Origin of the sequence: Aquamicrobium sp. NLF2-7 (assembly GCF_022359935.1) — a bacterium.
Classification (GTDB): domain Bacteria; phylum Pseudomonadota; class Alphaproteobacteria; order Rhizobiales; family Rhizobiaceae; genus Mesorhizobium; species Mesorhizobium lusatiense.
In genome coordinates this window covers 359,368-375,377 of record NZ_JAKSED010000001.1, presented here as the reverse complement: position 1 = coordinate 375,377, position 16,010 = coordinate 359,368, and the positions used below count along the sequence as shown (strand labels likewise).

Sequence of the window (16,010 nt, the reverse complement as noted above, 5' to 3'; positions counted from 1 at the left end):
AACGGCAATTGGGAAGTCCCTGTCAGTCAGGCCCCCGCCTTTCATGCCGAAGCAGCATCGGCCGCTTCCGTTTAAGCCAGCTTAATGTCTGTATCCTTTCCGGTAAACCTGTCGGCCCGCAAGGCGGCGCTCCGGTCATCCGCTTTGCCAGCACCCGAAACCCATGTTAGGTCCACATTGCATTCTGATCGGGGGCCATCACAGTAAAATGAACACCAAGCCCATGACGAAGAAGCCATCCGCGCTGGCTTTCGTTTCCTCCGGCACTCCCGAAGCACTTGATGCCCTGGCTGCATTGTCAGCCGAATACGGGCAGGTTCCGGTCGAGCAGGCCGACATCATCGTGGCTCTGGGTGGTGATGGATTTCTCCTTCAGACGCTGCGCGAGACGATGGGAACCGGCAAGAAGGTCTACGGCATGAACCGTGGCACCATCGGCTTCCTGATGAACGAGTTCGCGCTTGACGCCCTGCCCGAGCGGATAGGCGCGGCCGTGGCCGAAACCATCCGCCCCCTTGAGATGGAGGCAACCACCATGGATGGCGAAACGGCAAAGGCCGTTGCCATCAACGAGGTGGCTTTGTGGCGGCAATCCTACCAGACTGCAAAGATCCGTATCTCGGTGGATGGCAAGGAGCGGCTGGAAGAACTCAGTTGCGATGGCGTGATGGTGGCGACGCCTGCCGGATCGACCGCCTACAATCTTTCTGCCCACGGTCCGATCCTGCCTCTGGATGCACCGCTTCTGGCGCTGACCCCCGTCAGTCCGTTCCGCCCGCGTGCCTGGCGTGGCGCCCTGCTCCCCAACCGTTCAGAAGTGCGGTTTGACATCCTTGAGCCCAGCAAGCGGCCGGTCAATGCCGCAGCAGACCATACAGAAGTCAAGAGCGTGCAATCCGTCACCGTGCGCCAGTCAAAAAAAGCAACGGCGACCCTGCTGTTCGACCCCAGCCATTCGTGGAACGAACGCATCCTGAAGGAACAATTCAGATATTGATGGTGAATCCGGTGCTATAATGCGCCTGGCACCACGCCAGACCCGGCAATTGCCGCGATTATGCTCTGTTTGTGTTGACAAGACGCGGGCTTGAGCCTATCGCGATGCACATTAATAGCGTGACCTTATGGCATGCTGCAACGCAGACCGCCACGCGATCCGAACCAGCTCAAAGACAGCAAGCGAACTTGTCCTCAGACACCCAGACCGCTCAAGAAGCGTTGACATTCGCAGACCTCGGCCTTTCGCCGAAGGTTGTTTCCGCAGTCGCTGACGCCGGCTATACCCAGCCGACGCCAATTCAGGCAGGCGCCATTCCTCACGCCCTTGAAGGCAAGGACGTTCTGGGCATCGCCCAGACCGGCACTGGCAAGACCGCCTCTTTCGTGCTTCCCATGCTGACGCGGCTCGAAAAAGGCCGGGCCCGTGCGCGCATGCCGCGCACGCTCATCCTTGAGCCGACGCGCGAGCTCGCCGCGCAGGTCGAGGAAAACTTCGTCAAATACGGCAAGAACCACAAGCTCAACATTGCCCTGCTGATCGGCGGCGTTTCGTTCGACGAGCAGGACAAGAAGCTCGAACGCGGCGCCGACGTGCTGATCGCCACGCCGGGACGCCTGCTGGACCATCGCGAGCGCGGCAAGCTGCTGCTCAACGGCGTCGAAATTCTCGTCATCGACGAGGCCGACCGCATGCTCGACATGGGATTCATTCCCGACATCGAGCGCATCTGCGAGATGATCCCTTTCACCCGTCAGACGCTTTTCTTCTCCGCGACGATGCCGCCCGAGATCACGAAGCTGACGGAGAAATTCCTTCACGCGCCTGTGCGGGTAGAGGTTGCGCGCGCCGCCAGTGCGGCCACCACCGTTACCCAGCGGTTGGTCAAGTCCATGTCCAAGCCGTGGGAAAAGCGGGACGTTCTGCGCAAGCTGATCAAGCAGGAAGAAGAAGGCCTCAAGAACGCAATCATCTTCTGCAACCGCAAGGTGGATGTGTCGGAGCTTTACAAGTCGCTCATGCGCCACGAATTCAGCGTCGGCGCGCTTCATGGCGACATGGATCAGCGCGCGCGCATGACCATGCTGACCAATTTCCGGGACGGAAAGCTGAAGCTGCTGGTCGCCTCGGACGTAGCTGCGCGCGGGCTCGACATTCCCGATGTCAGCCATGTCTTCAACTACGACGTTCCGATCCATTCGGAGGACTATGTCCACCGCATCGGCCGCACCGGCCGCGCCGGACGCCTCGGCAAGTCGTTCACCATCGCGACGCGCAACGATACGAAATACATCGACGCAATCGAGAAGCTGATCGGGCAGTCGATCGAGTGGCACGATGGCGACCTGTCGACTGTGGAAGAGAGCGAGGGTGAAACCGATGCTCCCCGCCGCGGCAAGGGTGCCCCGCGCCGTGCCGGACGCAAGGATGAGGGTCGCGAGCGCAAGCCGCGCGGCGCGCGTCACGATGCAGGCGAGGCCGCCGCACCCAAGGCAGAAGCAGATCAGGAAGTGGTGGCGCAACCGGCACCGGCCCGAACAGCCGCGCCTGCGCGAAAGCAGCGTGACTGGTCCAATGACGGCAACAGGCGCCCGCGCGAAAATCGCAACTACCGGCGACGCGATGACGATGATGGCGATACTCCGGTGGGCTTCGGGGACGATGTCCCGGCCTTCATGCTGATTGAAGCCAAGGTCTGACTTTCAGGCAAACAATTACACAAAAGGGCGGCCTTATTGGCCGCCCTTCTTGTTTATGAAAACCTTCGATTTTGTTCAGAGAAGCTCCGCGCTCCAGACGACAATCTGCGCGGCCGCATCGCGGAAAGCGCGGTCGAGCGCTGCAACATAGGCCTGATTGCCGGTTCCCGAAACAGGCGCCACCGCCGTGAAGCTGCGGGCTGCCCGCACTTCCCCGGTCCGATCGTTCAGCAAGCGCACGAAAAGCTCCACATTGGCCTTCTGGCCACCGGAGACGCGCACGTCGAAAGCACGTATCTCGGCTATCACCTGATAGTCGATGGCGAGCCCCTCGCCCGGCTTGCCAACGCCTGCAAAGCGGCCGGAGCGCTGGAAAGTCTCTGCAAGCCGCGCCTGCACCATCAGCGGCAGGCGGTCAGCCCATTGGGCGCCCTTCAGATACTGTATCGATCCGTCGGAGGGCTTGATGACGATGTTCTGGCCATCGAAGGCCTTGAGTGCAGACGGTTCCGCGATGAGGATCTGGCGGCGGCTGCGCCCCTCGGCGCTGACATTCGCCGCCGACAGTTCGAAGGTGTCGAGCGGAGCAGGTCCCCCACCCGGCAAGGCCGCGCAACCTGCCATGCCGCTGGCAAGAAGAAGGGCTGCGAGACGAAACTTCACGGAACTCAGCATACAACCTCCGCCCTCAAAGGTTCAGCTCCCGACAGAGCACGACTGGCGTGGGAAAATCCAAGGAATTTGCGGTCACAGGCCATCAACGGCGAACCCTTCCGTCATATTGCCTGACCTCGCCATCACCTCCCGACAGAATGCGCTGCGGATTGCGTTGCAGATCGCTGACGGCCTGCTCGATGCGATTGATCGAGCGGCGGCTGTCATTGACCAGCGCCTCCACATTCTGAAGCCCCTTGCCGGAAAAACGTTCCAGGTTTGCGGTGATGGTGCCGAGCCGCGCGTTCAGCGTATCGGCCACCTGTTTGAACGACTTCAGCGTCTCGCGCGCATCCGCCATCACGCCGTCCGCCTGATCCGAACCCAGCATGGTGTCCACCCTGGCCAGAATGCCGTCGACCCGCACGGAAGCGTTGTTGAGGCGTTCGGCCAGCTGCTGCGCGTCGGAAATCGTCTTGTCGATGTCATCGGCGCGGTTGCTGAACTTCTCGGTCACCTGCGCCACGTCGGCTGCCGCCTTGTTGGCGTTTTCGCTGGCGGTGCGAATGTTTGCCAGCGCCTCGCGCACATCATCGGGATCGATGCCATCCAGCACGCCGTCCACCTTGGCCAGCGTGCCCTGCGTGCGCGTCGCGAACTCGTTGATCGATGCGACCGCCTTGTCCACGCCATCGATGACGTCATCGAATTTTTCGCCCGACCTGCTGAGGTTGCGGGTGAAATCATCGACATTCGACACGATCTGCTTCACGCGATCCTGATCGATCGAGTTCAGCAGTCCCTCGGCCGCCTTGAGTGTGCCATCCAGCTTGCCCGAAACGCCCTGCAACTCCTCCGACAGCGCGCCGACGGAGGTCAGGAACTTGTCGATGGAATCGGCATTGTTGGCCAGCGCATCGGAGAATTTCTGCGCGTTCTGGACTGTCTGGGTCAGCGGTCCGCGCACATCGGTGGCGAAACCTTCCAGTTGCGAGACGACGCTTTCGGCGCGCGTGAATATGTCCTGCGCCGTCTGCAGCAGATTCGTGACTGCAGAGGGATTGGCCGTGATTTCGGCCACGGTGCCCGCGGCCTCCGCCTCGTCAAGCAGCTTCGGTTCGTTGCGGTTGGCGCCCTTCAGCTCGATATTCGCCTGGCCGGTAAGGCCGGCAAGGCCGATGTCAGCCTGGGTGGAACGGGTAATCGGGGTCAGCCGGTCGATTTCCGTGTCGGCAATGGCGACGCTCGGATTCTCCACATCGATATAGACGCGGCGCACGTCGCCAACCTTCACGCCATTGAACAGCACGAAGCTGCCGCGCCCGAGACCCGAGGCCGAGCCGGGTATGCGCACACGCATCATCACGGTTTCGCCACGGTCGCCGATCGCCGCCGTCCAGTAGACGAAGCCGAATGCCGCCAGTATCGCAACCAGCGTGAAGATGCCGACAATGACGTAGTTGGCTCTTGTTTCCATTACACCACTTATCGCTATGTACGGGCCGAGAGATCAAGCTGACGGGCGCGTTTTCCGCGGAAATAGGACTTTACCCACGGTTCTTCGCTCTTGAGCATCTCTTCTATCGTACCTTCGACGATCACCCTTTTCTGGCCGAGGACTGCGATGCGATCACAGGCGGTAAACAGCGAATCGAGATCGTGGGTGACCATATAGACGGTCAGTCCCATCGTATCGCGCAGCTTTATGACAAGCTCGTCGAACTCGGCCGCGCCGATCGGGTCCAGCCCCGAAGTCGGCTCATCGAGAAAAACGATATCAGGATCGAGCGCCAGTGCGCGCGCCAGCGCGGCGCGCTTGATCATGCCGCCCGACAGCTCCGAGGGAAATTTATAGGCTGCATCCGGCGGGAGGCCGACCAGCTCGATCTTGAGCATGGCCAGTTCATCCATGAGCCTTGCCGGCAGATCGAGATATTCACGCATGGGAACCTGCACGTTTTCCAGCACCGTCAGGGCAGAAAACAAAGCCCCATGCTGGAACAACACGCCAAGCCGCATATCGATCCGAACTCTTTCGGAATCGCTTATTTTATCCACGTCCTCGCCGAAAAGGCGGATCGTGCCGGAGCGCTTGGGCGTGAGCCCGAGCACCGTGCGCAAAAGCACCGATTTGCCGGAGCCGGAAGCGCCAACGAAGCCCAGAATTTCGCCCCGCCTCACCTCAAGCGACAGGTTCTGCAAAACTGTCTTCGGTCCAAACGCCACCGTCACATCGGCAGCCGACAGGACCACGTCGCCCTGCCCGTCCGCGTCCGGTTCTGCGATGGAATGTTCGCTCACGCCTGCCATCTCAGAAATCGATCGCCGCGTAGAACATGGCGAAAAGTCCGTCGAGCACGATGACCACGAAAATCGCCTTCACGACCGAGGTTGTGACCTGCTTTCCGAGCGATTCCGCGCTGCCGCCGACCTTCATGCCCTCGACCGAGGCAATGGTGCCGATGATGATGGCCATGAAGGGCGCCTTGATCAGACCCGCAGCGATGGTGCTGACATCGATCGCAACCCGCAGCCGGTCGATAAAGGCGGCCGGCGGAATGTCCGAATAGAGCCAGGCCGCGACGATGCCGCCGCCAAGGGCGGCGAAATTCGCGAGAATGGTCAGGCAAGGCAAGGCGATCACCAGCGCCACCAGACGGGGAAACACCAGAACCCCGATGGGATTGAGGCCGATGACCTTGAGGGCATCGACTTCCTCCCGCATCTTCATGGACCCGATCTCGGCCGTGATGGCGCTGCCGGAGCGGCCGGCGATCATGATCGCGGTCAGCAGCACGCCAAGCTCGCGCAACACCAGCACGCCGACCAGATCGACGACGAATATGTCTGCCCCGAAATAGCTCAGCTGATAAGCGCCCTGCTGGGCGACGATGGCGCCGACGATCCCCGACATGAGAAACACGACGGGGATCGCCCCGACCCCCATGCGGTCGATCTGGTTGAAGATGGCGGCCGGATTGACGGCATGGCCGCGCCCGAGCTTCATCTGCGCGCCACGGATCGTGGCGCCGAGAATGTTCATTCCGGCGATGAAGTCGTCGCGCATGGAATACACGCCGCGCCCGACCAGCTCCAGGAACCGGATGATGATGTTGACCGATGGCTCGGCTGCCGTTTCCGTCTGCCGCCGCGATATTTCGCCCACGGCTCCGAGCAGGATGCCGGCGACATCGCTCTGGCCCTCCACGCGAACCGGGCCGCCGCGCGATTCGCAGGCCACCACCAGACGGTCGATCAGCCAGGCGCCCGCGGTGTCCAGCTTGGCGATGCCGGAGAGATCGACGGTCAGCGGGCTGCCGGCGGCGCGTTTGGCGACATCGCGCATCTGCGCATCGACATGGGCCACGGTCAGCGTCGTCCAGACGCCGGAAAGAGCGCAGACAAGGCCGCCGTCGCGCTCGCTCAGATGCACACGCGGGGTTTGCGTGTCATCTCCTGATTTTGCCGCGCTTGCGCCGCGTTTGCCGATGGTCAACATGGTGTCCTGTTTAACCTGACGTGGCCGGCCTGTCGAACGGCAGATGGCCGCCACATGGCGAACCGGAGAAAGAAAGATATGGCGCGTGTCATTTCCGTCGAGGTCGAAAAATTCCCGATCGCGGGAAGCTTCACCATCTCGCGGGGGTCCAAGACCGAAGCGGAGGTGGTGACGTGCATCCTGCGCGACGGGACCAATAGCGGACGCGGCGAATGCGTGCCTTACGCCCGCTATGGCGAAAGCGTCGAAGGCGTGCGCGCAGCGATAGAAGCGATGTCGGAGAGAATCTCTGCCGGCCTCGACCGCCAGTCGCTGCTCGATTCGATGCCAGCGGGTGCGGCCCGCAATGCCGTGGATTGCGCGCTATGGGATCTGGAGGCCAAGGCTTCTGGAAAAACCGTCCGCAGCCTGATCGCGCCGGATGCCGGCTCGCTTGAAACCGCATACACGCTTTCCCTTGCCACCCCGGATGAAATGGGCAGGCAGGCAAGCCTCAACGCCGGGCGCCCGCTGCTCAAGGTCAAGATCGGCGGAGGCGGAGACGACATCGCCCGCATTCGTGCCGTGCGCGAGGCGGCCCCTCGCAGCCGGCTCATCATCGACGCCAATGAAGGCTGGACCGACGAGAACGTGGAACGCAACCTTACCGCTGCGGCGGAACTGGGCGTCGCGCTGGTCGAGCAGCCCCTGCCGGCAGGCAGGGATGAAATCCTGCGGCGGATAGCTCACCCGGTTGCGATCTGCGCCGATGAAAGCGTGCATCAGGCCGCCGATCTCGATGCGCTTGCCGGGCTTTACGATGCGGTCAACATCAAGCTCGACAAGGCCGGCGGGCTGACGGCAGCGCTTCTGCTGCGCGACAGGGCGCGCGCGCTCGGCATGAAGGTCATGGTCGGCTGCATGGTCGGCACATCGCTTGCCATGGCACCGGCAGTGCTTCTGGCGCAGGGCGCAGATTTCGTCGATCTCGACGGGCCGCTGCTGCTTGCCCGCGACCGCGATCCGGGCCTTCTCTATGAGGGGTCGACGGTCTTCCCGCCTGAGCCCGGGCTCTGGGGCTGAATCCTCAGGCGGCTTCCGTCAGGCGGGCATCGATGCGGATCGGCACCAGCACATCGCCCGATGGCGGTGCTTCGATCTGCACATGCGACCAGCGCAGGATTTCCATCTGGCCGTCGAAATGCTCGACAACCGCCGTACAGCTCTCAACCCAGTCGCCGGTGTTGATGTATTCGACATCGCCGGTCTTTTCGATAACCGCATGATGGATGTGGCCGCAGATTACCCCTTCAACCCCGCAGCGCTTTGCTTCGTCGGCAAGCACTTTCTGGAAGGAACCGATAAAATTAACGGCCTTCTTGACCCGAAGCTTGGCCCAGGATGAAAAGGACCAGTATTCGAGGCCCATCATATGCCGCAGCCGCGCGATCGCCCGGTTTGCCAGCATGGCAGCGTCATAGGCATGGTCGCCGAGATAGGCGAGCCAGCGCGCATTATGCACGACGGTATCGAACTGGTCGCCATGAATGACGAGATAGCGCCTGCCGTCGGCGGCTTCATGGATGACGCTGTCGGCCACGACGATGCCGCCGAAATGCACGCCCTGGAACTGCCGCGCGAACTCGTCATGATTGCCGGCTATGTAGGTGATGCTGGCACCCTTGCGCGCCTTTCGCAGTATCTTCTGCACCACATCATTGTGCGCCTGCGGCCAGTGCCAGCTGCGGCGCAGCCGCCAGCCATCGACGATATCGCCGACCAGATAGATGTTGTCCGCATCGTGATGACGCAGAAAGTCAATCAGAAACTCGGCCTTCGCGGCTTTCGAGCCCAGATGAAGGTCCGAAATGAAAATCGTGCGGAAACGACGAGGCTGCTGACCCGGCATTGGCAATCCCACCTTTCGTGGCACCGCTATGCCTTGATTCATGCAACAAACATGTGACGCTCATTCACAAACGGTCTCCATTCGCAAGAATAAAATCCAAAATCAGCCTTGCCTCGCAATTGCCACGGTGCGTGCTAAAAGACCATTGTACGCTTCCGGAGCGTTGCCGCTTTTCCAGGCATCGCTGCACCGCTCCAACTCTTTATTTTCATGCAGATCCGATCGCGGAACCGGTTTCGTTTCCTGCCCGGATTGATTCAGGGGGTCCGCTTTGATGGATAACGGCAACGGCAAGAGAACACGCTCCGACATCGAGGAGGCAGCGCTGTTCTTCCACCAGTATCCGGTGCCGGGAAAGCTTGAGATACAGGCGACAAAGGCTCTGGGGAATCAGCGAGATCTGGCGCTCGCCTATTCGCCGGGCGTTGCCGCGCCCTGCCTCGAAATTCAGGAAGATCCCGAGTCGGCCGCCCTCTACACCACCCGCGCGAATCTCGTGGGTGTGGTCTCCAACGGAACCGCCGTTCTCGGTCTTGGCAATATCGGCCCGCTTGCCTCCAAGCCGGTCATGGAAGGCAAGGCGGTTCTTTTCAAGAAATTCGCGGGCATCGACGTCTTCGACATCGAGATCGATGCGCCGGAAATCGACCAGATGGTGAGCACGATCTCGGCGCTTGAGCCGACCTTCGGCGGCATCAATCTGGAAGATATCAAGGCGCCCGAATGCTTCGAGGTCGAAGAGCAGCTCAAGGCGCGCATGAACATTCCGGTTTTCCATGACGACCAGCACGGAACGGCGATCATCGTTGCTGCCGCGATCCTCAATGGGCTGGAAATCGCCGAAAAGAAGATCGAGGACGTCAAGATCGTGACCTCGGGCGCGGGCGCGGCGGCTCTTGCCTGCCTCAACCTTTTGGTTTCGCTCGGGGCGAAAATCGAGAACATCTGGGTCACGGACCGTTTCGGCGTCGCCTACAAGGGCCGCACCGAGGAAATGGATCGCTGGAAGGACCCTTACGTCAAGGATACCAAGGCCCGCAAGCTGGGCGACGTCATCCGTGGTGCCGACGTGTTCCTCGGCCTCTCCGCAGCCGGCGTCCTGACGCCCGACCTGCTCAAGATGATGGCTGAGAAGCCTCTTGTGCTGGCGCTGGCCAACCCCTCGCCGGAAATCATGCCGGAGGTTGCCCGCGATGCCCGCCCGGATGCGATGATCTGCACTGGCCGTTCCGATTATCCCAATCAGGTCAACAACGTATTGTGTTTTCCTTACATCTTTCGTGGCGCTCTCGATTGCGGCGCCAGGGCGATCAATGAAGACATGAAGATGGCTGCTGTGCGCGCCATAGCCGGCCTTGCCCGCGAGGAACCTTCCGATGTCGCCGCCCGCGCCTATTCGGGGGAAACGCCGATGTTCGGCCCGGACTTCCTCATCCCGTCGCCTTTCGACCCGCGCCTTATCCTGCGCATTGCTCCGGCAGTGGCCAGAGCTGCCGGTGAAACGGGTGTGGCCACCCGTCCGATCACCGATTTTCCCGCCTATATCGACAAGCTCAACCGCTTCGTCTTCCGTTCGGGTCTCGTCATGAAGCCGGTGTTCACCGCTGCGCGGTCATCGGCGAAGAACCGCATCGTCTACGCCGATGGCGAGGACGAGCGCGTTCTGCGCGCGACTCAGGTGGTGATCGAGGAAGGAATCGCAAAGCCAATCCTGATCGGCAGACCGCATGTCATCGATGTGCGGCTGCGTCGCTATGGGTTGCGCATCCGCCCCGGCGAGGATTTCGAACTGATCAACCCTGAAGACGATCCTCGTTATCGCCACTATGTCGACCTGCTGATCGACATCGCCGGCCGGCGTGGCGTGACGCAGGAAGCCGCGCGCACCATGGTGCGCACCGACAACACGGTGATCGCCGCTCTCGCCCTGCAGCGCGGCGATGGCGACGCCATGCTGTGCGGTCTTGAAGGCCGTTTCGGCAAGCATCTGCGCAATGTGTCGCTCATCATCGGCCCGCGTCCGGGCATACGCGACCGCGATCTGTCGACACTGTCGATGCTGATCACCCAGCGCGGGCCCCTCTTCTTCACGGATACGTTCGTGACGGTGGACCCATCCGCCGAGGAAATCGCCGAAATGACGGTTCTGGCCGCGGAGGAAATCCGGCGCTTCGGCATCGAGCCGAAAGCAGCGCTCCTGTCGCATTCGGATTTCGGCTCGCGCGATACGCCCGGTGCGGAGAAAATGCGGCGCGCCGCCGAGATCATCCGCGAGATCGCTCCCGACCTCGAATGCGACGGCGAGATGAACGCGGACTCCGCCTTGTCGCCAATACTGCGCCAGCGCGTCTATCCGCATTCGCGCCTCAAGGGCGAAGCCAACCTGCTGGTGTTCCCTAACCTGGACGCCGCCAACATCGCGATGGCGACCGTCAAGCAGATGATGGATGCCCTGCATGTCGGGCCGATCCTGCTGGGTGCCGCCATGCCCGCGCACATCCTCACGCCTTCGGTCACGTCGCGCGGCGTGGTCAACATGACAGCGCTTGCCGTCGTCGAGGCCACGCAAAGGTCGCAAGCCTCCGTCGACATGGATGCGCTGCTCGCTGCCGCCTCGGAATAGCGAAAGGCGGAATTAACCGGCAACCGCTACTCTGCCCGCGCAATTCATGGCGAGGTTGGAGTGGCGGGCCCGGTTCGCAATATTGGCGCAGGCATCATGTCGGCTTTTGCACTGGTGGGAACGCTGGTGCTTTGCGGCGTGACACCCGCCAATTCGGCCCCTTCCTGCCGCCAGCTGGAGGCCGAACTTGCCCGCGCCTCCGTGCCGGGGAAAGCAGGCCAGGCGAAGAAGTACGACGACGCGATCGCCAGGCAACGCGACCAGATCGCCAGGGCGCGCCAGCGTGCCAGCGCCTCGGGCTGCAGCTTTTCGATCTTCGCCCGCAAAGGGTCGCAGTGCGGTGAACTGAACGAAACCATCAAACGCATGACGCAAAATCTGCAAAGCCTGCAGAACACGCGCGCGGGGATGGGCAAGAAGGGCGGCGGACGGACCGACCGCAAGCGCATACTGGCGGCGCTGGACGCAAATGGATGCCGTGCCAAGAAGGCGCCTGCCACCGCGTCGGTCCGCAATGCGCCTCCCCTCGCCTCAGATGACACTGACTCGCGTGCCAATGCCGGGGTCGTGATCCGCGGCACCGGCTCCTCGTCGATCTACTATCCGGCAAACCGGCCCTACCGGACGCAATGCGTGCGCACCTGCGACGGCTATTTCTTTCCGATGTCGAAGTCCACGAGCCCGGCCGACTTCCAGCGGGACCAGAACCGCTGCGAGGCGGCCTGCCCCGGCACGCGAGTCGAGATGTTCTACAGTCAGGGCAAGGGCGAGGACACGGCCGCCATGATCTCGGCGGTGACGGGAAAGCGCTATGCCGACCTGCCCCGCGCGCTGTTCTTCCGGCGGCTTGACGTGCCGACGGAGCCGGGTTGCAGTTGCGGCGGCAGCATGGCGGCGCAGGCCACTTCCTTTGCCGGTGAAGCCGTCCCGCCCCCTGTCCGCATATCGACGAAACCGGGTTCGTCGGTTTCAGCCATGGAAGCATCGCGCAGAAGTGGCGGCCAGAACGAGACCGCGGAAAAACCTGTCGAAACGGCAGAACGGGAAGCTGATGGCGACCGCAAGATCAGGGTCGTCGGGCCAACGTTCCTTCCCGACCGATAAGCGGCAGAAGCTCGGCCAGTTCCGGGCCGGAGGAGCGCCCCGTCAGCGCCAGCCGCAGCGGCGCGAACAGATCCTTGCCCTTTCGCCCGGTTTCCTTGCGGACCGCGCCCGTCCATTGCTTCCAGACGGTGCCGTCCCACGGCTCCTCTGGCAGCAAAGCAAGGGCTGCCCGCAGAAACTCCAGCGTCTCCGCATCGAACTGTGGCGCTTCCAGCGGTCCCTCGTTGACGATGCGCCACCAGTCGCGGGCATCGGCAAGCTTGTCGAGGTTGTCGCGAACGGCGCTCCAGAAGGCTTCCGCCCGCTCATCAGAGATGCCGAACAGCACCAGCCGGTCGCGCACTTCTTCAAAAGGCATGCGATGCAGCAGCGCGCGGTTCAGAACGAACAGCTCGTCCGGGTCGAATTTGGCGGCCGATTTCGAGGTCGATGCGGGATCGAAATGCGTGGCCAGTTCCGCCAAAGAGTCGATCGCCTGAACATTTTCGGACGTGCCGATCAAAACCGCCAGCGAGGCAATCGCCATCGGCTCGACACCCGCCTCGCGCAGGCTTTCCACCGAGAGCGCACCGCTGCGCTTGGAAAGCCCCTCGCCCGACGATGTGGTGAGCAGATTGTGGTGGCCGAACACCGGCGGTTCGGCTCCCAGCGCCCTGAACAGCGCAATCTGCACGCCGGTATTGGTCACATGATCGTCACCGCGGATGACATGGGTGACGCCCATGTCGATGTCGTCGACGACCGACGGCAGGGTATAGAGGTAGGTGCCGTCCTCACGCACCAGAACCGGATCGGACAGCGAGGCCAGATCGACGGTTTCCTCGCCGCGCACCAGATCATTCCAGTGCACTTCGGTGCGCTGCGTTTCAGCGGGGTCGCTGGCGAAATTGGGCAGCAGGAAACGCCAGTGCGGCCTGCGGCCATCCGCCTCGAACTGGGCGATCTCGTCCTGTGTCAGGGCCAGCGCTTCGCGGCCATACACCGGCGGCAGACCGCGCGTGCGCCTGATCTTGCGGCGCAGATCCAGTTCCTCCGGCGTTTCATAGCAGGGATACAGAACCCCGGCGACCTTCAGTCTCTCCACCGCCTGATCGTAAACGTCGAAACGCTTCGACTGATATTCGATGCTGTCGGGGAAAATTCCCAGCCAGTGAAGATCATAGAGGATGGAGTCCGCATATTCCTTGCGCGACCGCTCCACATCGGTGTCGTCGAAACGCTGGATGAAGCGGCCATTGTGCTTTTGCGCGAACAGCCAGTTGAACAGGGCCGTGCGGGTATTGCCGATATGGATTCGGCCCGTGGGCGAAGGTGCGAAGCGGACGGTTATGGTCATCGTCGTGGCCTACCGGATGGGGTGGAAATTGGCAACACAGCCATTGGCAGTGTGCTGTGGCATTTCGTTGGCGTAACAATGCCTCAGCGCACGAAGCGCATATACATGCCATCGTTCGAGACTTCGAAGCCGAAAGCCTCGTAGAAGGAATGCGCGTCGCTGGTGCGCAGGCTGAAAGCCGGAATGCCTGCGAGGTCGGGATGGTCAAGCATGGCCTGCACAAGCTTCTTGCCGATACCCGCCCCACGCTTGTCCGGCCACACGATCACGTCACAGAGATAGGCAAAGCAGGCATAGTCCGTCATCGCGCGGGCGAAACCGACCTGCTGGCCATCTATGAAAGCGGCGACGCAGGCCGAGTGGTCGAAAGCCTTGCGGTTGATCGCATCAGTACGCTTTTCGCCCCAGTAGGAGGCTCTGATCAGTTCCGACGTGCGCTCGAAATCGATCCGCTCAAGATCGTAGGAAATCTCGACTTCGGGCCTGTCAGCCACGGTCGCGGAACCTGTTGGTGATCGGGTAGCGGCGGTCGCGGCCAAAGTTCTTCTTCGTGATCTTGACGCCCGGAGCCGCCTGCCGGCGCTTGTATTCGGCGATGTAGAGCAGGTTTTCCACGCGCATCACCGTTTCGCGGTCATGTCCGCGCGCGACGATGTCGTCCACGCCCATCTCGTTCTCGACAAGACATTCGAGAATATCGTCGAGAATCTCATAGGGCGGCAGCGAATCCTGATCGGTCTGGTTCTCGCGCAGTTCGGCGGTCGGAACCTTCTCGATGATGTTGACCGGGATAACCTCGCCGGAAGGCCCCAGAGCACCCGGCGGCACTTCATTGTTGCGCCATCGCGAAATGGCATAGACCTGCAGCTTGTAGAGGTCCTTGATCGGATTGAAACCGCCATTCATGTCGCCATAAAGTGTGGCGTAGCCGACCGACATCTCGCTCTTGTTGCCGGTGGTGACGACCATTGAGCCGAACTTGTTTGAAATCGCCATCAGCAGGGTGCCGCGGGCGCGGCTTTGCAGGTTTTCTTCGGTGATGCCCGCCTGCGTGCCCTCGAAAAGCTGCGCCAGCGCGTTCTGGAAGCCTTCGACGGGCTCGGCGATGGGCACGATGTCATACCGGCAGCCGAGAGCACGTGCGCAATCCTCGGCGTCTTTCAGCGATTCCTTCGAGGTATAGCGGTAAGGCATCATCACGCAGCGCACCCGCTCCTCGCCCAGCGCATCCACGGCCAGCGCAGCGCAGATGGCTGAATCGATGCCGCCCGACAGGCCAAGGACAACGTTTTTAAAGCCGTTCTTGTTCACATAGTCGCGCAGGCCAAGCATGCAGGCGCGGTAATCCGCCTCTTCCTTCTCGGGAATCCGCGACATGGGCCCCTGATCGCAGGCCCAGTGGTCGCCCTGCCTTTTCCACGTGGTGACGGCGAGCGTTTCCTCGAACTGGCTCATCTGGAAGACAAGCGACTTGTCGGCCCCGATGGCGAAGGACGCGCCGTCGAACACCAGCTCGTCCTGCCCGCCGACCTGATTGGCGTAGATCAGCGGCAGGCCGCTCTCGATCACCTGCCGGATGACGATCTGATGGCGAATGTCGACCTTGCCGCGATAGTAGGGAGATCCGTTCGGCACGACCAGCAGCTCCGCGCCGCTTTCGGCCAGCGTCTCGCACACGCCGAAATCGCCCCAGATGTCCTCGCAGATCGGAATCCCAAGACGAACGCCGCGGAAATTCACCGGGCCCGGCATATCCGGCCCGGCCTGAAAGACGCGCTTTTCATCGAATTCGCCATAGTTCGGCAGATCGACCTTGAAGCGCTCGGCAATGATCTTGCCACCATCGGCCACGATCACGGCATTGTGGGTGCCGCTGCTGCGCTTCAGGGGAACGCCGATGATGATGCCCGGACCGCCATCGGCCGTTTCCGCCGCAATCTCTTCGGCGGCCCGCTCGCAGGCCCTGAGGAAAGCGGGCTTCAGGATCAGATCCTCCGGCGGATAGCCGGATATGAACAGTTCGGTGAACAGGATGAGATCGGCACCCTGGCTGGCCGCGTCGGCCCGCGCCTGCCGCGCTCTGGCAAGATTGGCCGCAACATCCCCGACCGTGGGGTTGAGCTGGGCAATGGCGATGCGGAGAATATCGGGCGATGTCTTCTTGCTCATGATGCCGGTTTAGCGGGAGTCTGCGCAGAAGGAAACTGCC

The 16,010-nt window shown here is 62.0% G+C and carries 13 protein-coding genes; 5 read left to right on the top strand and 8 right to left on the bottom strand.

Annotation, left to right across the window (positions count from 1 at the left end; all coding sequences use genetic code 11):
• Window positions 1–223 precede the first annotated feature (223 nt).
• Together MIC97_RS01800 and MIC97_RS01795 are read left to right on the top strand one after the other, a co-directional pair.
• A complete protein-coding gene (locus MIC97_RS01800) occupies window positions 224–997 on the top strand; it encodes an NAD kinase (RefSeq protein ID WP_239801002.1) in 774 nt (257 codons plus the stop codon).
• A 188-nt stretch (window positions 998–1,185) separates the two neighbouring features.
• On the top strand, window positions 1,186–2,697 hold the full coding sequence (locus MIC97_RS01795; RefSeq protein WP_239798623.1) for a DEAD/DEAH box helicase: 1,512 nt from the start codon (window positions 1,186–1,188) through the stop codon (window positions 2,695–2,697).
• A gap of 75 nt (window positions 2,698–2,772) precedes the next feature.
• On the opposite strand, the gene MIC97_RS01790 is transcribed toward MIC97_RS01795, so the two are convergent.
• From MIC97_RS01790 to MIC97_RS01775, 4 genes are all read right to left on the bottom strand, one after another.
• Window positions 2,773–3,372 (bottom strand): ABC-type transport auxiliary lipoprotein family protein, encoded by a 600-nt coding sequence (locus tag MIC97_RS01790; RefSeq protein ID WP_239798622.1) that lies wholly within the window; start codon window positions 3,370–3,372, stop codon window positions 2,773–2,775.
• Between the two features lie 82 nt (window positions 3,373–3,454).
• The gene (locus MIC97_RS01785; protein WP_239798621.1) at window positions 3,455–4,828 is read right to left on the bottom strand and encodes an MlaD family protein; all 1,374 of its coding nucleotides are present in this window, start codon (window positions 4,826–4,828) and stop codon (window positions 3,455–3,457) included.
• 14 nt (window positions 4,829–4,842) lie between these two features.
• The gene (locus tag MIC97_RS01780; RefSeq protein ID WP_239798620.1) at window positions 4,843–5,661 is read right to left on the bottom strand and encodes an ABC transporter ATP-binding protein; all 819 of its coding nucleotides are present in this window, start codon (window positions 5,659–5,661) and stop codon (window positions 4,843–4,845) included.
• Between the two features lies 1 nt (window position 5,662).
• Window positions 5,663–6,850 (bottom strand): ABC transporter permease, encoded by a 1,188-nt coding sequence (locus MIC97_RS01775; protein ID WP_239798619.1) that lies wholly within the window; start codon window positions 6,848–6,850, stop codon window positions 5,663–5,665.
• Window positions 6,851–6,928: 78 nt separating this feature from the next.
• On the opposite strand from MIC97_RS01775, the gene dgcA reads away from it, so the two are divergent.
• Complete coding sequence (gene dgcA / locus MIC97_RS01770; protein WP_239798618.1) at window positions 6,929–7,912, top strand: N-acetyl-D-Glu racemase DgcA; 984 nt, start codon at window positions 6,929–6,931, stop codon at window positions 7,910–7,912.
• Window positions 7,913–7,916: 4 nt separating this feature from the next.
• On the opposite strand, the gene MIC97_RS01765 is transcribed toward dgcA, so the two are convergent.
• Complete coding sequence (locus MIC97_RS01765) at window positions 7,917–8,738, bottom strand: UDP-2,3-diacylglucosamine diphosphatase (RefSeq protein ID WP_239798617.1); 822 nt, start codon at window positions 8,736–8,738, stop codon at window positions 7,917–7,919.
• A gap of 274 nt (window positions 8,739–9,012) precedes the next feature.
• On the opposite strand from MIC97_RS01765, the gene MIC97_RS01760 reads away from it, so the two are divergent.
• A complete protein-coding gene (locus MIC97_RS01760) occupies window positions 9,013–11,361 on the top strand; it encodes an NADP-dependent malic enzyme (protein WP_239798616.1) in 2,349 nt (782 codons plus the stop codon).
• A 96-nt stretch (window positions 11,362–11,457) separates the two neighbouring features.
• Window positions 11,458–12,465, top strand: coding sequence for a DUF2865 domain-containing protein (locus MIC97_RS01755; RefSeq protein ID WP_239798615.1), 1,008 nt, complete (start codon window positions 11,458–11,460; stop codon window positions 12,463–12,465).
• On the opposite strand, the gene gltX is transcribed toward MIC97_RS01755, so the two are convergent.
• The 3 genes from gltX to MIC97_RS01740 form a co-directional block, all read right to left on the bottom strand.
• A complete protein-coding gene (gene gltX, locus MIC97_RS01750; protein WP_239798614.1) occupies window positions 12,428–13,801 on the bottom strand; it encodes a glutamate--tRNA ligase in 1,374 nt (457 codons plus the stop codon). The genes MIC97_RS01755 and gltX overlap by 38 nt on opposite strands.
• A gap of 83 nt (window positions 13,802–13,884) precedes the next feature.
• Window positions 13,885–14,295 carry a GNAT family N-acetyltransferase gene (locus MIC97_RS01745; RefSeq protein WP_239798613.1) on the bottom strand — a complete coding sequence of 137 codons (411 nt, stop codon included), beginning with the start codon at window positions 14,293–14,295 and terminating at the stop codon, window positions 13,885–13,887.
• Window positions 14,288–15,970: an NAD+ synthase gene (locus tag MIC97_RS01740; protein WP_239798612.1), complete on the bottom strand. Its 1,683-nt coding sequence runs from the start codon at window positions 15,968–15,970 to the stop codon at window positions 14,288–14,290. The genes MIC97_RS01745 and MIC97_RS01740 overlap by 8 nt, the downstream gene beginning before the upstream one ends.
• Window positions 15,971–16,010 lie beyond the last annotated feature (40 nt).